Source organism: Streptomyces sp. NPDC059850 (assembly GCF_042731515.1).
Lineage (GTDB): Bacteria > Actinomycetota > Actinomycetes > Streptomycetales > Streptomycetaceae > Streptomyces.
Genome location: NZ_JBHWJI010000045.1, coordinates 1 through 18,279 on the forward strand (window position 1 = coordinate 1; position 18,279 = coordinate 18,279).

Genomic DNA, 18,279 nt, shown 5'->3' on the forward strand with positions numbered 1-18,279 from the left:
GTGTCCGCCCCCGGCGCTGCCCCCCACCTCCCCCCCCACCCCGGCGCGCCCCCTGGGGAGCGGCTGAGGGCCGGCGGGCCCGTTTCGAACGGTCCAGCGGCCCCTTTCGCTGTCCGGCGGCCTTCCGGGCCGCTGTGGGCCATCCTGAGCCGTTCTGGCGCGCCTGCGGGCCTTCTGTTCGCGGGGCCGTGGCGAAATGCCGTCGCATTCAGTCCTGAAAGGTGCGGATGCGCGAAAGGAATGGTCCGGGGCATTTCCCGGGACCGGGCGGGGAGCGGGGTGTGAGGGCGACGGCCCGCCGGGAGAGGGGGGAGAACGGGCGGCCCGTCGCAGGGGTGACCCTAAGGCCGCGCGCTGAGCGGGCGCTGATGGCGGGCTGAACCCGCTCGCGGAGGGCGGAAAAAGGGGCGCGGTGGGGTGCGCCGCCCGGGTACGGTGCGCGCATGGACTCGTTTCTTCAGATCTACGGCTGACACGCCGCTCCCTCCAGCGCACCGGTGAGATGCCGCTGCGCCGGGCCGTCGTGTCCCATTCGCCGCAGACCTGAATCGAGTGATCTCTCATGTCCCGTCGCCGTGCCCATATCGCGATGGTCGGCATTCCCGCCATCAGTCACACCCTGCCCGGCCTTGAAGTCATCCGGGAACTGGTGGCGCGCGGTCATCGCGTGACGTACGCCAATGACTCGTACCTGGCGGACGTCATCGAGCCGACCGGCGCCGCATTGGTGCGTTACGAATCGACTCTGCCCGTCGCCGACAACGACTGGCCCGAGGACCCCATCGCCGCGATGACCGTCTTCCTGGACGACGCGATCCAGGCGCTGCCGCAATTGCGCGCCGCGTACGACGACGACCCCGCCGACCTCTATCTGTACGACATCGGCGGGTACGCCGGGCGGGCCCTCGCCGAGGCGCAGGGGCGCCCGGCGGTGCAGATCTCGCCGTCGTTCGTCGCCTGGGAGGGCTACGAACAGGAGGTCGCGGCGCACCTCATGGCGCTGCCGGGGGCCGACGCGTACCAGGCGAAGTTCGCCGCGTGGCTGGCCGGTTGCGGGGCGGTGACCACCGATGTGCAGGCCTTCTGCGGTCCGCCCGGGCGGGCGGTCGCGGTGATCCCCCGGGCCATGCAGCCGAACGCCGACCGGGTGGACGAGGACGTGGTGACGTTCGTCGGGCCCTGCCTCGGCGACCGCGCCGACCAGGGCCGGTGGGAGCGTCCCGCAGGCGCGGAGAAGGTGCTGCTGGTCTCCCTGGGCTCGGCCTACACCCGGCAGCCCGGCTTCTACCGGGCGTGCCTGGCCGCCTTCGGCGAGCTGCCCGGGTGGCATGTGGTGCTGCAGATCGGGAAGTACGTCGACCCGGCGGAGCTGGGGCCCATCCCGGCAGGCGTCGAGGTCCACCGGTGGGTGCCGCAGCTGTCGATCCTGGAGCAGGCCGACGCGTTCCTCACCCACGCGGGGATGGGCGGCAGCGGTGAGGGCCTGTACTGCGGGCTGCCCATGATCGCCGTACCGCAGGGGGCCGAGCAGCCGATGAACGCCGACCGGCTCGTCGAACTCGGCGTGGCCCGCCGCGTCGACACGGCGGACGCGACCGCCGAGGTGCTGCGCACCGCGCTGCTCGACCTCACCACGGACGAGGCGGTGGCCCGGCGGGCGGCCGAGCTGCGGGACCAGGTGCGGGCCGAGGGCGGGACGGCGCGGGCCGCTGATCTGATCGAGGAGATGCTCGTCTGATCCGGCCCCGGACATGCCTGCGGCCCGGCCCGTCAGCCGGGCCGGGCCGCAGGTGCGCCTCCTACTTCACGATGGTGATGCGGTCCGCCTTCGGCGGGTCCAGGGGCGTGGACGCCGACGAGTGCGCCCCCAGGTAGGCCGTCAGGGCCTCCAGGTCGGAGGCGCCGACGAGCTTGTTCTTGCCGTCCTTGAAGGCGGGGAAGCCGTCGCCGCCGCCCGCGAGGAATTCGTTCATCGCGACGCGGTAGGTCTTGGCCGGGTCGATGGGCTCACCGTTCAGCTTCACCGTGTCGGAGACGATCCGGTCCTTGCCCGACTTGGTCAGATCGAGGGTGTAGGTGAGCCCCTTCGAGACCTGAAGGATCTTGGGGGAGGCCTCGTTGGAGCCGCTGACCTGCTGCTGGAGCGCGGTGATGAGCTGGGCTCCGGTCAGGTCGAGGACGTTCATCATGTTGGTGAAGGGCTGCACGGTGAACGCCTCGCCGTACGTCACGACCCCGTCGCCCTCGCCGCCGGACGCCTTGTGGGCGAGGTCGGAGCGGATGCCGCCCGGGTTCATCAGCGCGATCTGGGCGCCGCCCTTGTCGTCCGGGGCGAGCGCTTCGAGCTGGGCGTCGGTGATGACGTCGCCGAGCGGGGTTTCGTAGGTCGAGGCGCCACGGCCGTTGATGTCGGCGGAGACGTAGCCGACGGGCTTGCCCGCGATGGGGGCGGCGAGCGTGTTCCAGCGGCCGATGAGGGACGTCATGTCGGCGGCCTTGGGGCGGTCGCGGTCGACGACGTGGTTCGCCGCGTGGGCGCCCTTCACCGTGGTGCGCACGATGTCGTTCGTGCGGCGGTCGTAGGTGAGGGTGGTGTCGGTGTAGAGGCGGCCGAAGGAGGCGGCGGAGGTGACGGTGCGCGGGGTGCCCGAGGGGTCCGGGATCGTGCACGCGTAGGCCTGGTGGGTGTGGCCGGTGACCAGGGCGTCGACCTTCGGGGTGATGTTCTTGGCGATGTCGACTACCGGGCCGGAGATGCCCTTGCCCGCACCGCCGTTGTCGCAGTCGGCGTTGTACGCGGCGGAGGCGGGCAGTCCGCCCTCGTGGATGAGGGCGACGATCGACTTCACGCCCTTGCGCTGCAGTTCCTTGGCGTACTTGTTGATCGTCCGGACCTCGTCGTGGAACTTCAGGCCCTTGACGCCCTCGGCGGTGACGATGTCGGGCGTGCCCTCCAGGGTGACGCCGATGAAGCCGACCTTCACGCCCTTGTGGCGCCAGACGGTGTACGGCTTGAGGACGGGCTTGCCGGTCTTCTCGTCGGTGACGTTGGCGGCCAGGTAGGGGAAGTCGGCGCCACGGAAGGTCTTGCCCTTCTCGTAGCAGCCCTCCTTGGGGTGGCAGCCGCCCTTCTGCATACGGGTCAGCTCGGCGCGGCCCTCGTCGAATTCGTGGTTGCCGACGGAGGTCACGTCGAGGTCGAGCTTGTTGAGCGCTTCGATGGTCGGCTCGTCGTGGAAGAGGCCGGACATCAGCGGGCTCGCGCCGATCATGTCGCCGCCGGCGGCGGTGACGGAGTACTCGTGGCCCTTGCGGGCCTGGCGGAGCGCGGTGGCGAGGTATTCGGCGCCGCCCGCCGGGATGGTCTTGGTGGTGCCGTCCGGCTGGGCTTCGGTGACGGTGCCGGAGGAGCCCTGCGGGGGCTCCAGGTTGCCGTGCAGGTCGTTGAAGGACAGCAGCTGTACGTCGACGGTGCGGGCGGGCCGGTGCCGCTCGGCCCCTGCCCCCTGGGCGCCCTTGGCGTCGGCCCCCGCCGGGATCGCGGTGGACAGCACCCCGGCCGCGGCGGCCAGCACCGCGGCTCCCGTGGCCAACCGGCGTGCCGCACCGCGCCGCCCAAGTCTCGCTGACATGTCGTCCCCTTGTGTGCCCCGTGGGTGTTTGGTGGGCGGCAGCTTACGGTCAACGCGCGTAGCGGGGCAGGGGGATGGAGGTTACGAGCTGGTTGCCGGTGGTCAACCGGGTGACCCGTCCCGGAGCCAGGGAGTCCGGCGGCTTGCCGGGGAAGGGGGCGGTCGTAGGCTCGGTCCCATGGATGACGTGGTGAACGAGACGGCCGGTGCCCGCCGGATCGAGGTGCTGGACGAGCTGGCGCCCGCCGTGGTGGAGGACGTGCTGCGGCTGATCGCCGAGTCGGCGCACGCCGACGGCCAGCAGGCGGTGTCCGAGCAGGGGCGGTTGCAGCTGCGGGGGCGCCGGGAGGGGGTGCGGCATCTGGTGCTGCGCGAGCCGAGCGGGGAGCTGGTCGGCTACGCGCAGCTGGAGGACACCGACCCGGTGGAGGCCCCGGCCGCCGAGCTGGTGGTGCGTCCGGCGCACCGGGGCCGGGGGCACGGCCGGGCGCTGGGCGTGACGCTGCTGAAGGAGTCCGGCAAGCGGCTGCGGGTGTGGGCGCACGGCGGCCACGCCTCGGCGCGCCATCTGGCGCAGGTGCTGGGGCTGACGCTCTTCCGCGAGCTGCGGCAGATGCGGCGGCCGCTGGGGGCGCCGGACGAGCTGGGCATCCCGGAGCCCACGCTTCCGGAGGGCGTGACCGTACGGACCTTCCGGCCCGGCGAGGACGACGCGGCCTGGCTGGCCGCGAACGCCGCCGCCTTCGCCCACCACCCCGAGCAGGGCTCGCTGACCCAGCGCGACCTGGACGACCGCAAGGGCGAGGCGTGGTTCGACCCGGCCGGGTTCTTCCTGGCCGAGCGCGCGGGCGAGATCGTCGGCTTCCACTGGACGAAGACGCACGCCGAGGAGCGGCTCGGCGAGGTGTACGTGGTGGGGGTGCGGCCGGACGCGCAGGGCGGCGGCCTCGGCCGGGCGCTGACCGCGATCGGGCTCCGGCATCTGGCCGCGCAGGGGCTGCCGACCGCGATGCTCTACGTCGACGCGGACAATTTCGCCGCCGTGTCCGTCTACGACCGGATCGGCTTTGTCACGCATGAGACGGATCTGATGTATCGAACCGAAACCTGAGGGCAGGGAGTCAGGGGGTAAGGGAGTCAGAGGGGATCCGGGAGGGGCGGTCGGGACTCCTGCGGGTCGAGTCCCGATTTCCTAAGCGCCATGTCTCCGTTACCGACGGTTCAATCTCGGTTGCAAGCATCACTGAATGCAGCCCGCTGTGCCCGATCCCTCGAACCGGAGGCTCCGTGCCGCTCCCGCGCCGCCTTCCGCCACGCCGCGTTCCGTCGCGGCGCGGAACAATGAGGTCATGAACGAGTCCAGCGGTCAGGCACCGGTCAACGTCCCCCAGCCCCAGCCGTCGGTCGGGTCCATCGCGGCGCACCGTCCGCACGCGGTCGTCGCCCCTCCCGTCCGGGCGCTGGATCCCGATCTCGACTCCGATCCGGACACCTACGAGGAGGAGGACGGCGGCGCGGACCAGGAGGGCACCGAGCTGCCCCACAACCGGTTCCTGGACCGTGAGCGCAGCTGGCTGGCGTTCAACGAGCGGGTGCTGGAGCTGGCCGAGGACCCGGCGACCCCGCTGCTGGAGCGGGCGAACTTCCTCGCGATCTTCGCCAGCAACCTGGACGAGTTCTTCATGGTGCGGGTCGCCGGGCTCAAGCGGCGCATCGCGACCGGTGTGGCCACCCGCTCCGCCTCCGGGCTGCAGCCCCGCGAGGTGCTGGAGCTGATCTGGACCCGGTCCCGCGAGCTCATGGCCCGGCACGCCGCCTGCTACCAGCAGGACGTGGCCCCGGCGCTCGCCGAGGAGGGCATCCATCTGATCCGCTGGGCGGACCTGACGGAGAAGGAGCAGTCCCGCCTCTTCACCCTCTTCCGCCAGCAGATCTTCCCGGTGCTGACCCCGCTCGCGGTGGACCCGGCGCATCCGTTCCCCTATATCTCGGGGCTGTCGCTGAACCTCGCCGTGGTGGTCCGCAACCCGGTCAGCGGGCACGATCACTTCGCGCGGGTGAAGGTTCCGCCGCTGCTCTCCCGGTTCCTGGAGGCCTCCCCGCACCGGTATGTGCCGCTGGAGGACGTGATCGCGGCGCATCTGGAGGAGCTGTTCCCCGGCATGGAGGTGCTCGCGCACCACATGTTCCGGGTGACCCGCAACGAGGACCTGGAGGTCGAGGAGGACGACACGGAGAACCTCCTCCAGGCCCTGGAGAAGGAGCTGCTGCGGCGCCGCTTCGGGCCCCCGGTGCGGCTGGAGGTCGAGGAGTCGATCGACCCGTACGTCCTCGATCTGCTGGTCCGCGAGCTGAAGGTCTCCGACGCCGAGGTGTACCCGCTGCCCGGCCTGCTCGACCTCACCGCGCTGTTCGCGATAGCCGCCTCCGACCGGTCCGAGCTGAAGTACCCGAAGTACGTGGCGGGCACCCACCGCGACCTGGCCGAGGTGGAGTCCGCCTCCGCACCCGACATCTTCGCCGCGCTGCGCGAGCGCGATGTGCTGCTGCACCACCCGTACGACTCGTTCTCGACCTCGGTGCAGGCGTTCCTGGAGCAGGCCGCCGCCGACCCGGACGTCCTCGCGATCAAGCAGACGCTCTACCGGACGTCGGGCAAGTCGCCGATCGTCGACGCGCTCATCGACGCCGCCGAGTCCGGCAAGCAGGTGCTGGTGCTGGTCGAGATCAAGGCCCGGTTCGACGAGCACGCCAACATCAAGTGGGCGCGCAAGCTGGAGGAGGCCGGGTGCCATGTGGTCTACGGCCTGGTCGGGCTGAAGACCCACTGCAAGCTGTCGCTGGTGGTCCGCCAGGAGGGCGACACGCTGCGCCGCTACGCGCACGTCGGCACCGGCAACTACCACCCCAAGACGGCCCGGCTGTACGAGGACCTGGGGCTGCTCACCGCCGACGCCAAGGTCGGCGCGGACCTCTCCGACCTGTTCAACCGGCTCAGCGGCTACTCGCGGCGCGAGAACTACCGGCGGCTGCTGGTCGCCCCCAGGTCGCTGCGCGACGGGCTCGTCTCCCGCATCAGCAAGGAGATCACCCACCACCGGGCCGGGCGGCCCGCCTTCGTGCGGATCAAGGTCAACTCGATGGTGGACGAGGCCGTCATCGACGCCCTCTACCGGGCGTCGCAGGCCGGGGTGCCGGTCGACATCTGGGTGCGCGGCATCTGCGCGCTGCGGCCGGGTGTCGAGGGGCTGTCGGAGAACATCCGGGTCCGCTCCATACTGGGCCGGTTCCTGGAGCACTCGCGCGTCTTCGCGTTCGGGAACGGGGGCGAGCCGGAGGTGTGGCTCGGCAGCGCGGACATGATGCACCGCAATCTGGACCGCCGGATCGAGGCGCTGGTGCGGGTCACCGACTCCGGCCACCGCGCCTCGCTCACCCGCCTGCTGGAGACCGGCATGTCCGACTCCACCTCCTCCTGGCACCTGGGCCCGGACGGCGGCTGGACCCGGCATGCGACGGACGCGGACGGAGCGCCGCTGCGGAACGTACAGGAGATGCTCATAGACGCCCGGAGGCGACGGCGTGGTTCGACGACATGACCTGCCGCTGGTCGGGATTACCGGGGGCGGTGGGGCACCCGGCACCCCGCCCCGCACCGCCGCCGCAGCAGCCGTGGGTCCCGGGGGGTACGACGGGGGGTTCGACATGACGAAGCACGCGGCGGACCGGGCGACGGAGTCGCCCGTGGCGACGGCGCCGGAACCCGCCACTGGTGCCGCGAACGAGATCGCCACCGGTGCTCCCGCCAGCGCGGGGGAGGTGCTGTCGGCCTATCTGCACACCCAGGCCGGGGACTTCCTGCGCAGCCTGCGGCTGCACGGCGAGAGCGGCGCCGATGTCGAGGAGGCGGCCGAGGCCGCCCGCCTGCTGCGCCGGGCCGCGCGCCGGATCAGTGGGGCGCTCTCCGTCTACCGCCCGATCACCGACACGGCCTGGTCCGACGAGCTGCGCGCCGAGCTGGCGTGGCTGTCGGGGACGCTGGCGCTGGAGCACGCGTACGCCGGGCGGCTCGCCCGGCTGCGCGACGCCCTGCACCGGCTCTCGGGCGCGGGGGGACCGCCGGACCGGACGCCGCCAGGGGACGCGGCGCCCGGGGAACCGGCGGCCGCCGGCGTGGATCCGGAGGCTGTGGGGGCCTCCGGGTCCACCACACTCGCGGCCCGCACCGGGCGCGGCGGGGTCACGGCGGGGGTCGATGCCGCCGCCCCTCGTTCCTCCCGTACCGCCCGCCGCAGCGTCTCCCTGGCCACCGGCGCCCCGGACCCGTCGCCCCGCGCGAATCGCGGCGCCCCGGCGCCGGACGAGGCCTCGGGCGGCCGTGCCCAGGACCAGGACGCGGAGGCGCCGCGCCGCCCGTACGAGGAGTGGGGCGGCGCCCCCTCGGCGGAGCGCCCGGACGCACCGGGTGCGCACGCCGCACGGGACGCGTACGCCGTACGGGACGCGGAGCCTGCCGGGAACGAGGAGGGGACGGGCCCGGCGGCGCGGACGAGCGGCGATGCGGGTGCCTCCGGCCGTACGGGCCGTACCGCCCGGCGCGCCCGGGGCGGCGGCGCCGGGGAGGAACGTACGGCGGCGCACCAGCGGGCCGGGGACCCGGAGGAGGCCCGGGGCGGGGCGCTGACCGTGGGGGCCGCGCGCGCCGGGGCACTGCTGGAACGTCAGCTCACCCTGGCCAAGACCCGCGCGCACACCGCCGCGCTCCAGGCCCTCGGCTCGTCCCGCTTCCACGCCGTCGCCGACACCGTCGCGCTCCTCGCCTCCGAGGTGCCGCTCGACGAGGCGACCGCCGCGCGCCCCGCCGAGCAGGTGCTGCCGCCGCTCGCCGAGCTGGCGAACCGGCGGCTGCTGGAGGCGGTGGAGGCGCTTCCGCTGGGCCGTGCCGGGCACCCGTACAACGCGGAGGCGCTGGTCCACGGGCTCGCCGCGACGCCCGCCGCCGACTCGCCGCCCGCGAGCGACCGGCAGGACGCGCCGTGGCATCAGGTGCGGCGGCTGGTGCGGATGCGGCGTTACGCGCTGGAGGTGCTGGGAGAGCTGCCGGGGACGGACGCGGAGCCGTCCACCGCCACCCGGCTGCTGGCCGCCGGGCAGGCGCTGGAGCGGCACCGCGACGCCGCCGAGGCGGCAGCGGCGGCAGCGGCGGCGGCCCGTACGCCGCGGATCGCCCCGGCGACGGCGTACGCGCTCGGCGTGCTGCACGCGGACCAGCGGCACGAGGTGGAGGCGGCCCGGTTCGCGTTCGGCCGGATATGGCGGCGGGTCGTGGGCCAGGCTTCCTGACGACGGACGGCCAGGGGAGGCGAGACGGGGCTGATGAGCGATTCCCGGGACGACGAGACGACCACCGTGCTGGCGGCGGGCTGTGTGCTCTGGCGCCACACGCCGAGGGGCAGGCGGGGGGACGGGCTGGAGATCGCCCTCGTCCACCGGCCCCGCTACGACGACTGGTCGCACCCGAAGGGCAAGCTCAAGCGTGGCGAGGACGCGCTGCGGGGCGCGGTGCGCGAGGTGGTGGAGGAGACCGGGATGGGCTGTACGCCCGGCGCGGAGCTGCCCACCCAGCGCTACGTCGCCAGGGGCCTCCCGAAGGAGGTCCGCTACTGGGCCGCCGAGGCGGTCCCCGACGAGGTGTTCGTGCCGAACCGGGAGGTCGACCGGCTGCTCTGGCTGCCCCCGGCCGCGGCGCGCACCCGCCTCACCTACGACCACGACCGCACCCTGATAGACGCCCTCCTCACCACCCTGAACGCCCCCTGACCGGTCAGGGCCGCGCGGCCCTGAACCCCCGAGCCCGCCGCCCACGATGGCCCGCTGGCTGTCTCACCCCACCCCGCCCCTTCCCGAAACCGGGGGCAGGCCCCCGGCCCCCCGGCCCCGCCGGACCTCCGGGCCCCTGGCCCCGCTGGGCCTCCGGACCCCTGGCCCCGCTGGGCCTCCGGGCCTCCGGGCCCGCTGGGCCTCCGGGCCTCCGGGCCCCTGGCCCTGCCGGGCCTCCGGGCCCCTGGCCCTGCCGGGCCTCCGGGCCCCTGGCCCTGCCGGGCCTCCGGGCCCCTGGGCCCGCCGGGCCTCCGGGCCCCTGGCCCTGCCGGGCCTCCGGGCCTCCGGGCCTCTGGGCCCGCTGGGCCTCCGGGCCCCTGGCCCCGCCGGGCCTCCGGCGATCGGGGGCGCTCAGGGGTGGGCAGCCACCCGCACGACCGCACCCTCGCGGACGCGCACGTCCACCCGCTCTGGCTTCCCCGGCTGCGCGCGGCGGCCGGGGGGCCGGGGGCTGTGCCCCTAGTTTCGGGAAGGGGCGGGGTGGGGGACATCTCCCGGTCAGCGGCGGCGCAGCGTCTTGTCGGCCAGCGACGGCGGGACGTAGTAGCTGTCCGCCCGGTTGAGGTCGGTGCCCGGCGGCACGATCTCGTCGATCCGGTCCAGGACGTCCGCGCTCAGCTCCGCCTCGGCCCCGGCGAGCAGATCCTCCAGCTGCTCCATCGTGCGCGGCCCGATGATCACCGACGTGATGGCGGGGTGCGCCCGTACGAACGCCACCGCCAGGTGCGGCAGCGACAGCCCGGCGTCCGACGCCAGTTTGCTCAGTTCGCCGACGGCCTCCAGCTTGCGGGCGTTCTCCGGCCGTGACGGGTCGAACTTGAACTGCTCCATCGCCGCCCGGCTGCCGCCCGCCAGATCGATGTCGGACGCCTTCGTATAGCGCCCCGAGAGCCAGCCCGCCGAGAGCGGGCCCCAGCTCAGCACGCCCATGCCGTACTTCCGCGCGGTCGGCAGCACCGCCGCCTCCACGCTCCGCGCGAGGATCGAGTACGGCGGCTGCTCGGTGCGGAACCGCACGTGCCCGCGCCGCTCCGACACCCACTGGGCCTCGACGATCTGCTCCGCCGGGTAGGTGGACGAGCCGACGGCCAGCACCTTGCCCGCCCGGACCAGGTCCGACAGGACGGACAGCGTCTCGTCGATATCGGTCGTCGGGTCGGGGCGGTGGATCTGGTAGAGGTCGATGTAGTCCGTGCCGAGGCGGCGCAGGCTGTTCTCGATCTCGCGGGTGATCCAGCGGCGCGAGTTCCCGCTGTGGTTGTCGTCGTCGCCCATGGAGCCATGGGCCTTGGTCGCCAGGACGACGTCCTCGCGGCGGCCCTTGAGGGCCTTGCCGACGATCTCCTCCGACTCGCCCTGCGAGTAGATGTCGGCGGTGTCGACGAAGTTGATGCCCGCGTCGAGGGCGCGGTGGATGATCCGTACCGAGTCGTCGTGGTCCCGGTTGCCGATGGCGCCGAACATCATCGCGCCCAGGGCGTATTCGCTGACCGAGATGCCGGTGCCGCCGAGAATCCTGCGCTTCATGGGGGTCCTTCCGCTGGGTGGTCCGGAGCGACTGGACACAGCCTCCGGTCGTGACGAGTACCGGACCAGGCCCGACCCAACCTGGGTCTGCCGGAACCACCCGGGGGAGACCCCCGGGATAATGGACCGATGGGCGATTCCGAACCGGAGATCAAGGCGTTCCTCAAGGCGCGGCGCGCCGCGCTCGACCCGGCCGAGGTGGGGCTGCCGGAGGGCGTCGTCCGGCGCCGGGTGCGGGGCCTGCGCCGCGAGGAGGTCGCGCAGCGGGCCGGGATCAGCGTCGACTACTACACCCGCATCGAACAGGGCCGGGCCCCCGCCGTCTCGGACTCCGTCGTGGACGGCCTGGCGCGGGCGCTGCGGATGACCCCGTCAGAGCACACGTATCTGCGCAACATCACCCTGCCGAGGCGGCACGGCAGCACGCCCCCTGACCCGCGCCCGCGCGTGCGGCCGGAGATCCTGCGGCTGCTGGAGGCGCTGGACGCCGGTACGGCTCCGGCCTTCGTCTTCGGCCCCGGCATGGACGTCCTGGCCTGGAACCGGCTCGGCGGCCGCATCGGCCTCGACTTCGGCGAGCTGGCGGAGGACGAGCGCAACGGCGCCTTGCTGATCTTCCTCGACCCCCGCACCCGGGAGCTGCACCCGAACTGGCCCGAGGTCGCCGACGACACGGTGGCCAGCCTGCGCGCCGAGATCGGCCGCACCCCGGGCAACGCGCGGCTGTGCCGGGTCGTCCAGGAGCTACGGGAGCGGAGTGAGGAGTTCCGGCAGCGCTGGGAGGCGCAGGCGGTGCAGGAGCGGATGCGCGGTACGAAGTGGTACCGGCACCCGGAGGTGGGGGACCTGGTGGTGACGTTCGAGGCCCTCGTACTGCCCGCCGACCCGGGCCAGGTGCTGTGCACGTACACGGCGGAGAAGGGCTCGGCGAGCGAGACGGCCCTACACGCCCTGGCGGCGATCCTGGCCGCGGAGACCGCTGCGGGGGCCTCGGCGTAACGCACCCACGCGCGTGCGATCACGTGCCGCGCGGGGCCAGTGCCTCCCAGCGGAGCGTGATCTCGCCCTGGCGCCACCGCCGGGGGCCGTCCGTCAGGGGCCAGCCCGCCGCGTGGAGTGCCTGGGCGCTGCGGATCCAGCGCTGCCGGGCGCTGAGCGCCGCGTACGGGGCGGCCGAGGCCCAGGCGCGGTCGAAGTCGCGGAGGAAGGCGTGCACCGGCTCGCCGGGCACATTGCGGTGGATGAGCGCCTTCGGGAGCCGTTCGGCCAGGTCGGAGGGGCGGTCCAGGGAACCGAGCCGGGCGGCGAAGGTCACCGTACGGGGGCCCGCCGGGCCGAGCGCGACCCAGACGTGCCGCCGCCCGACCTCGTCGCAGGTGCCCTCCACCAGCACGCCGTCCGGCGCCAGCCGCGCGCACAGCCGTCGCCAGACGTCGGCGACCTCGTCCTCGTCGTACTGGCGCAGCACGTTGGCCGCCCGTATGAGCACGGGCCGCACGCCGCCCGGCAGGGGCACCTCGAACCCGCCGTGCGCGAAGGCGAGCCCGTCCCGCTCGTACGGCCGCGCGGCGGCGACCCGCGCCGGGTCGATCTCCACGCCGACCACGCGGGCGGCGGGCCGCACGGTGCGCAGCCGCTGGAGCAGTTCCACGGCGGTCCAGGGCGCGGCCCCGTAGCCGAGGTCGACGGCCACCGCCGTCTCGGCGCGCCGCAGCACGGCCCCGTGGGCGGCGGCGATCCAGCGGTCCATGCGGCGCAGCCGGTTGGGGTTGGTGGTCCCGCGCGTGGCCGATCCGATGGGGCGGATCGGCGGCGGCACGCGGGCATACATGGGCAGCAGCCTAGGCGGTGCGTGGGCGGGTTCCGGCGCGCACCGCCGCCTCCGGACGCCCCCGAAGCGCCTTCGGATGCCCTCGAACGGTCACACTTTGGCAAAACGGAAATGGAACGAAGTCTTCCGGTGTTGACGGCTGGCAGGGGAAGCTCGCCCCGAAGAAGGAGGTATCGCGCGGTGAGCCAGTACGCGTCCCGGCTCGGCGGCCTGCGTGGCCGCGCCCATACGCCCTTCGGCGGCCCGCCCCACCAGCGTCTTCGGCGCATCCCACGGCGTCCGCGCCGCATCGCGATGCTCAGCGTGCACACCTCGCCGCTGCACCAGCCGGGCACCGGCGACGCGGGCGGGATGAACGTGTACATCGTCGAGCTGGCCCGCCGCCTCGCCGCCATCGACATCGAGGTGGAGATCTTCACGCGGGCCACCACCGGCACCCTCCCCCCGACCGTCGAGCTGACGCCCGGCGTGCTCGTACGGCATGTGGACGCGGGCCCGTACGAGGGGCTGGCCAAGGAGGAGCTGCCTGCGCAGCTGTGCGCGTTCACCCACGGGGTGATGCAGGCGTGGGCCGGGCACCGGCCCGGCTACTACGACCTCGTCCACTCCCACTACTGGCTCTCCGGCCACGTCGGCTGGCTGGCCGCCGAGCGGTGGGGAGTGCCGCTGGTGCACGCCATGCACACCATGGCCAAGGTCAAGAACGCCGCCCTCGCCACCGGCGACACCCCCGAACCGGCCGCCCGCGTCATCGGCGAGCAGCAGATCGTCAGCGCCGCCGACCGGCTGATCGCGAACACCGCCGAGGAGGCGGAGGAGCTGGTGCGCCACTACGAGGCGGACCGCGACCTGACCGCCGTCGTCCACCCCGGGGTGAACCTGGACCGGTTCCGCCCCGCCGACGGCCGCGCCGCCGCCCGGGCCCGGCTCGGGCTGCCGCCCGACGCGCTGATACCCCTCTTCGCGGGCCGCATACAGCCGCTCAAGGCCCCGGACATCCTGCTGCACGCGGTCGCCCACCTCCTGGAGGAGCAGCCGTCGCTGCGCGAGCGGATCGTCGTCCCCGTGGTGGGCGGCCCGAGCGGCACCGGCCTCGCGAAGCCCGAGCGGCTGCACAAGCTCGCGGCGCGCCTGGGCATCGGCGATGTCGTCCGCTTCCAGCCGCCGGTCGCGCAGGACCAGCTGGCGGACTGGTACCGGGCGGCCTCGGTGCTGGTGATGCCGTCGTACAGCGAATCGTTCGGCCTGGTCGCGGTCGAGGCCCAGGCCTGCGGCACCCCGGTCGTCGCGGCCTCCGTGGGCGGCCTTCCGGTGGCGGTACGGGACGGCGTCAGCGGCACCCTGGTCGACGGCCACAACCCCGCCGACTACGCCCGCGCCCTGCGCCCCTTCGCGGACGACCCGGGCCGGGCGACCCGGATGGGCGCGGCCGCCGCCCGCCACGCCCAGTCCTTCGGCTGGGACACGGCCGCGGCGGCCACGGCGGAGGTGTACGCGGACGCGATGCGGGACCGGCGAGGCCTTCGATCGGCCCATGGCTGACACTGTGGTCCGCACAGACGCGATGCGGGACCGGCGTCACCTACGATCGGCTCATGGCTGACACCACCTCCCAGGCCGACTCCCACACCGTCATCGAGCGGACGCTGAACGACGCCGAGCTGGAGTGGGAGAGCCCGGAGGCGGGCACGTACGTCGTCAAGCTCCCCGGCACCCGCAAGCTGTCGACGACCTGCTCGCTGCGGGTCGGCCGCCACTCGCTCTCGATCAACGCCTTCGTCGTCCGCCACCCGGACGAGAACCACGAGGCCGTGCACCGCTGGCTGCTGGAGCGCAACACCCGCCTGTACGGGGTGAGTTACGCGATCGACCAGCTCGGCGACATCTACCTGGTCGGCCGCCTCCCGCTCGCCTCCGTCACCCCGGAGGAGCTGGACCGCCTGCTGGGCACGGTGCTGGAGAACGCGGACGGCAGCTTCAACACCCTGCTGGAGATGGGCTTCGCGACCGCCATCCGCAAGGAGTACGCCTGGCGGACGTCGCGCGGCGAATCCACCCGCAACCTCGAAGCATTCACCAGCCTGACCCGCGACGTCGCCCCCGAGTAGGGTGGCTCCGCCTCAACTCGCCCGGCTGCCCCGGCTCCTGACGGCATGCCCGCTGTGCACCCGCTGACCTGGGCGTTGTAGCGTCGATCATGAACGACCTGTCCGTCGCCGGGGGAAGAGGCACCATGGATTCGCGCGTCACGTACGACGCTTTGGCCGATGTGTACGACCTGATGTACCCGATCGCGTCGCCCGATATAGCCGACACCGTCGACTTCATCGCGAAGCTCAGCCCCGACTCGGGGCGGGTACTGGAACTCGGGGTGGGGAACGGCCGCATCGCGCTCCCCCTCGCGGAGCGGGGCCTGACCGTTCACGGCATCGACGGTTCCGAGCAGATGCTCGCCAAGCTCGCGGACCGGGACGCGGACGGGAAGGTCGTCACCACCGCGGGCGACTTCACCGCGATCACCACCGGTGAGACGTACGACACCGTCTTCATCGCGCTCAACACCTTCTTCGCGCCGACCTCGGCCGATCAGCAGGTCGAGTGCCTGCGCCGGATGCGCGAGCAGCTGGCCGAGGGCGGCCGGGTGGTCATCGAGGCCTTCGACCCCCTCCCGTACCACCAGCAGGAGGGGGAGAAGACCAGCACGCGCTACCTCTCCCCCCGGTCGGTCATGATCGACAGCACCCATGTGATGCGTGACCGGCAGCTGATCCTGGTCATTCACACGGTGGTGGACGGCGGCGAGCCGCGCCCGACCCAGGAACTCATCCGGTACGCGTGGCCGTCCGAGATCGACATGATGGCCCGGCTGGCCGGGCTGCGCCTGGTGGACCGTTTCGGCGGCTGGAAGGGCGAGCCGTACGGCCCGCAGAGCCAGCGCCACGTATCGGTGTACGAGGCGGCCGGGGACGAGGCGGCCGGGACCGACGCGCCCGGTGGCCCGGGCGACCGGCACGGATCCGTGTGACCGCGCGCATGGCGGAGCAGACCGATGCCGCGCTCCTGCGGCTGGCCGACGTCAGCCGCTCCTACGGGGACCGGGAGGTGCTGCGTTCGGTCACCCTGGACGTCGCACCCGGGGAGTGCGTGGTGCTCATGGGGGACAACGGTTCGGGCAAGTCGACCCTGCTGCGGCTGGCCGCCGGGCGGGAACGGCCGACCTCGGGTGAGGTGCTGTTCGACGGTGTGCCGATCGACGAGGACGACGCCGTGACGCGTGCCCGCGTCGCCACGGTGATGGACCCCGGCGCGCACTACCCCGATCTGACCGTGCGCGAGCACCTGATGCTGGTGGCGCTCGCCCACGGGCTCGGCGACGAGGCCGAGGACGCGGTCCAGGCGGTGCTGGAGGACCACCGCCTCGACGGGCACGGAGACGTGGTGCCCTCGGCGCTGTCGTCGGGGCAGACCCAGGCGCTGCTGCTGGCGGCCGCCTTCGTACGCCCCCATGACCTGCTCGTCCTGGACGAACCCGAACAGCGTCTTGACGCCCACGCGCGGCAGGAGCTGGCCGCGCGGCTGGCCGGCCACCGGGACCGTGGCACCGCCGTCCTGCTGGCCACGCACCACGGTGCGCTGGCCGAGGTCGCCGACCGGGTGCTCACGCTCGACGGCGGAGTGCCGGTCACCGCACCGCCGGACCAGCCGTCGGAACGCGGCTCCCGATGAGCCCCGGGCCGACGCGGACGACGACCGCCGACGCGGCGGAGGGGCGGGAAGGTGACGACACCTCCGCCGAGACGCTGGCCTACCTGCGCGCCCTGCGCAGCGACCACCGGCGGGAGAAGCGCAAGAGCGGGGCGTTCACGCTCTATGCCATCGCCCTGGTCGGGGCGGCCTGGGGGATACCCCTGCTCATCTCGGCCGCACGGGTCGGCCGCGCGGGCGGGCACCACGGCGCCCTCGCCACGCACGTCCTGACCAGCCTGCCCCTGACCGCACCCATCGTGGTGGCGCTGATCGTGCTGCTGATGGCGCGCGGCGCCGTCTGGCGCGGGCCGGTACTCCTCGACCTGCCGACCGTCTCGTGGCTGCTGCCCGCGCCGTTGTCGCGCGCGCCTCTGCTGCTGCCCCGGCTGATGTCGTCCGCCCTGGTGGCGGGGGCGGCGGGGGCGGTCGCGGGCGGTGTCCTCGGCTTCCTGGTGTACGCCTCGGGCGCGGGCTCCTGGCCCGTGGCGACCGGGGCCGGGGCGTGGGCCGGGGCGGTGGCCGCGCTGACCGGCACCGCGGCGGGTGCCGCCGTGGAGCGCCGGGACCGGCTGATGGCGCGCCACGGTGCCCGGATCTTCGGGGCGGCCGGAGTGGCCGTCGCTCTCCTGGCCGCTGTCGCGGCGGTGTCGGCGGCTCAGGGGCGGTACCCCTCGTGGCTCGGCGCCGTATTCCTGTGGTCGGGGCCGTGGGGGTGGGCCGCGCAGCCACTCGTACAGGCCGCGGGCGGACCGGCCCCGGGCTGGGCGGTGGCCGCCGCGCTGTCAGCCGTCTTCGTCGTCGTGGCGCTGCTGTACGCGCGCCGGGAAGCGGCGGCCATCCCGGAGCGGGCCCTGAGGCTGCGGGCCACCGTGGCCTCGCAGCTCGGCGCGTCACTGTTCGCACTGGACCTGCGGCAGGCGAAGGCGGGGCTCCCGGCGCTGCGGGAGCGCGGTTCGCGTCCCGCTCTGCGGCTGCCGATGCCGCGCCGCCGCTGGCTCGTCGTCCCCTGGCGTGACGCGACCGGGCTGCTGCGCACCCCCGGGCGGCTGGGCTGGGCCGCGCTGTGGACCGCCACCGCCGTGGCGCTGACCGCCATGGCCCCCGCGCTGCGGGGGAAGGCCCAGGCCGTCGCCGCCGTCGGGGCGCTGCTGGCGGGCTACCTCGCCGCGGCCCAGCTGACCGAGCCCGCGCGGCGGGAGAGCGATGATGTCCGCCGGTCCGCGAACCTGCCCTACCCGGCCCGGTCCCTCGCCCTGTGGCACGCGCTCGTGCCCGGCCTCCTGCTGCTCGCCGGAACGGCCGTGGGCGGCGTGGCCGCCGCGCTCGGCGGCTGGTACCGGCCCGGGCTCGTGCTGCTCGTCGTCTGCGCCCCGGCGCTGGTGGCGGCGGCGCTGGTCAGCTCGTACCGGGGGACCGTCCCACTGCACATCCTGATCGGGTCCGAGACCCCGATGGGCAACACGGGGGCGATGCAGGCCGCCGTCTGGTACCTGCGGGGGCCGCTCGCCGCCCTGGTGCTGACGGCCCCGGTGCTGGTGCGGACCACCCACAGCGGCGCCCTCCACCCGCTGCAGCTCGGGTGGCCACTGCTGGTCGCCGCCGCGGGCGTGTGGTGGGTTCGCAGGACGGCCCACCGGCTGTACGCGGGCTGAGAACCGGTGG

14 protein-coding genes and 1 pseudogene are annotated in these 18,279 nt (G+C 73.8%); 12 read left to right on the plus strand and 3 right to left on the minus strand.

Annotated elements, in window-relative coordinates:
* Positions 1-562: 562 nt before the first annotated feature.
* The gene (locus ACFV9T_RS29925; RefSeq protein ID WP_385445558.1) at positions 563-1,738 is read left to right on the plus strand and encodes a macrolide family glycosyltransferase; all 1,176 of its coding nucleotides are present in this window, start codon (positions 563-565) and stop codon (positions 1,736-1,738) included.
* 61 nt (positions 1,739-1,799) lie between these two features.
* Here ACFV9T_RS29925 and ACFV9T_RS29930 read toward each other — a convergent pair whose 3' ends face one another.
* Positions 1,800-3,632 (minus strand): bifunctional metallophosphatase/5'-nucleotidase, encoded by a 1,833-nt coding sequence (locus ACFV9T_RS29930; protein WP_385445559.1) that lies wholly within the window; start codon positions 3,630-3,632, stop codon positions 1,800-1,802.
* A 178-nt stretch (positions 3,633-3,810) separates the two neighbouring features.
* On the opposite strand from ACFV9T_RS29930, the gene mshD reads away from it, so the two are divergent.
* The 5 genes and pseudogenes from mshD to ACFV9T_RS29955 all read left to right on the plus strand — a co-directional run bounded on the left by mshD (position 3,811) and on the right by ACFV9T_RS29955 (position 9,452).
* Positions 3,811-4,743 carry a mycothiol synthase gene (gene mshD, locus ACFV9T_RS29935; protein WP_385445560.1) on the plus strand — a complete coding sequence of 311 codons (933 nt, stop codon included), beginning with the start codon at positions 3,811-3,813 and terminating at the stop codon, positions 4,741-4,743.
* A gap of 238 nt (positions 4,744-4,981) precedes the next feature.
* Positions 4,982-7,231: an RNA degradosome polyphosphate kinase gene (locus tag ACFV9T_RS29940; RefSeq protein WP_385445561.1), complete on the plus strand. Its 2,250-nt coding sequence runs from the start codon at positions 4,982-4,984 to the stop codon at positions 7,229-7,231.
* A 106-nt stretch (positions 7,232-7,337) separates the two neighbouring features.
* Positions 7,338-7,706 (plus strand): annotated as a pseudogene (locus ACFV9T_RS29945) (CHAD domain-containing protein); the annotation flags it as partial.
* 114 nt (positions 7,707-7,820) lie between these two features.
* Complete coding sequence (locus ACFV9T_RS29950) at positions 7,821-8,975, plus strand: CHAD domain-containing protein (protein WP_385445631.1); 1,155 nt, start codon at positions 7,821-7,823, stop codon at positions 8,973-8,975.
* A 33-nt stretch (positions 8,976-9,008) separates the two neighbouring features.
* Positions 9,009-9,452, plus strand: coding sequence for an NUDIX hydrolase (locus ACFV9T_RS29955; protein ID WP_385445562.1), 444 nt, complete (start codon positions 9,009-9,011; stop codon positions 9,450-9,452).
* Positions 9,453-10,010: 558 nt separating this feature from the next.
* On the opposite strand, the gene ACFV9T_RS29960 is transcribed toward ACFV9T_RS29955, so the two are convergent.
* Complete coding sequence (locus ACFV9T_RS29960) at positions 10,011-11,039, minus strand: aldo/keto reductase (protein ID WP_385445563.1); 1,029 nt, start codon at positions 11,037-11,039, stop codon at positions 10,011-10,013.
* A 129-nt stretch (positions 11,040-11,168) separates the two neighbouring features.
* On the opposite strand from ACFV9T_RS29960, the gene ACFV9T_RS29965 reads away from it, so the two are divergent.
* Positions 11,169-12,038 carry a helix-turn-helix transcriptional regulator gene (locus tag ACFV9T_RS29965; protein WP_385445564.1) on the plus strand — a complete coding sequence of 290 codons (870 nt, stop codon included), beginning with the start codon at positions 11,169-11,171 and terminating at the stop codon, positions 12,036-12,038.
* A gap of 19 nt (positions 12,039-12,057) precedes the next feature.
* Here ACFV9T_RS29965 and ACFV9T_RS29970 read toward each other — a convergent pair whose 3' ends face one another.
* Positions 12,058-12,870 carry a class I SAM-dependent methyltransferase gene (locus ACFV9T_RS29970; RefSeq protein ID WP_385445565.1) on the minus strand — a complete coding sequence of 271 codons (813 nt, stop codon included), beginning with the start codon at positions 12,868-12,870 and terminating at the stop codon, positions 12,058-12,060.
* Positions 12,871-13,050: 180 nt separating this feature from the next.
* Between ACFV9T_RS29970 and mshA the strand changes: the two genes are divergently transcribed.
* The 5 genes from mshA to ACFV9T_RS29995 all read left to right on the plus strand — a co-directional run bounded on the left by mshA (position 13,051) and on the right by ACFV9T_RS29995 (position 18,269).
* Positions 13,051-14,412 carry a D-inositol-3-phosphate glycosyltransferase gene (gene mshA, locus ACFV9T_RS29975; RefSeq protein WP_385445566.1) on the plus strand — a complete coding sequence of 454 codons (1,362 nt, stop codon included), beginning with the start codon at positions 13,051-13,053 and terminating at the stop codon, positions 14,410-14,412.
* A gap of 53 nt (positions 14,413-14,465) precedes the next feature.
* Positions 14,466-14,978 carry a YbjN domain-containing protein gene (locus tag ACFV9T_RS29980; protein WP_385445567.1) on the plus strand — a complete coding sequence of 171 codons (513 nt, stop codon included), beginning with the start codon at positions 14,466-14,468 and terminating at the stop codon, positions 14,976-14,978.
* Between the two features lie 125 nt (positions 14,979-15,103).
* A complete protein-coding gene (locus ACFV9T_RS29985; protein ID WP_385445568.1) occupies positions 15,104-15,895 on the plus strand; it encodes a class I SAM-dependent methyltransferase in 792 nt (263 codons plus the stop codon).
* An 8-nt stretch (positions 15,896-15,903) separates the two neighbouring features.
* Positions 15,904-16,596 carry an ATP-binding cassette domain-containing protein gene (locus tag ACFV9T_RS29990; RefSeq protein ID WP_385445632.1) on the plus strand — a complete coding sequence of 231 codons (693 nt, stop codon included), beginning with the start codon at positions 15,904-15,906 and terminating at the stop codon, positions 16,594-16,596.
* The gene (locus ACFV9T_RS29995) at positions 16,593-18,269 is read left to right on the plus strand and encodes a DUF6297 family protein (RefSeq protein ID WP_385445569.1); all 1,677 of its coding nucleotides are present in this window, start codon (positions 16,593-16,595) and stop codon (positions 18,267-18,269) included. The genes ACFV9T_RS29990 and ACFV9T_RS29995 overlap by 4 nt, the downstream gene beginning before the upstream one ends.
* The last annotated feature ends 10 nt before the right edge of the window (positions 18,270-18,279 follow it).

Coding starts and splice junctions, on each gene's coding strand:
- ACFV9T_RS29985 (WP_385445568.1), top strand. CDS start 15,104: ATGGATTCGCGCGTCACGTACGACGCTTTGGCCGATGTGTACGACCTG.
- ACFV9T_RS29940 (WP_385445561.1), top strand. CDS start 4,982: ATGAACGAGTCCAGCGGTCAGGCACCGGTCAACGTCCCCCAGCCCCAG.
- ACFV9T_RS29930 (WP_385445559.1), bottom strand. CDS start 3,632: ATGTCAGCGAGACTTGGGCGGCGCGGTGCGGCACGCCGGTTGGCCACG.
- ACFV9T_RS29995 (WP_385445569.1), top strand. CDS start 16,593: ATGAGCCCCGGGCCGACGCGGACGACGACCGCCGACGCGGCGGAGGGG.
- ACFV9T_RS29980 (WP_385445567.1), top strand. CDS start 14,466: ATGGCTGACACCACCTCCCAGGCCGACTCCCACACCGTCATCGAGCGG.
- ACFV9T_RS29990 (WP_385445632.1), top strand. CDS start 15,904: ATGGCGGAGCAGACCGATGCCGCGCTCCTGCGGCTGGCCGACGTCAGC.
- ACFV9T_RS29960 (WP_385445563.1), bottom strand. CDS start 11,039: ATGAAGCGCAGGATTCTCGGCGGCACCGGCATCTCGGTCAGCGAATAC.
- mshD (WP_385445560.1), top strand. CDS start 3,811: ATGGATGACGTGGTGAACGAGACGGCCGGTGCCCGCCGGATCGAGGTG.
- ACFV9T_RS29970 (WP_385445565.1), bottom strand. CDS start 12,870: ATGTATGCCCGCGTGCCGCCGCCGATCCGCCCCATCGGATCGGCCACG.
- ACFV9T_RS29925 (WP_385445558.1), top strand. CDS start 563: ATGTCCCGTCGCCGTGCCCATATCGCGATGGTCGGCATTCCCGCCATC.
- ACFV9T_RS29965 (WP_385445564.1), top strand. CDS start 11,169: ATGGGCGATTCCGAACCGGAGATCAAGGCGTTCCTCAAGGCGCGGCGC.
- ACFV9T_RS29955 (WP_385445562.1), top strand. CDS start 9,009: ATGAGCGATTCCCGGGACGACGAGACGACCACCGTGCTGGCGGCGGGC.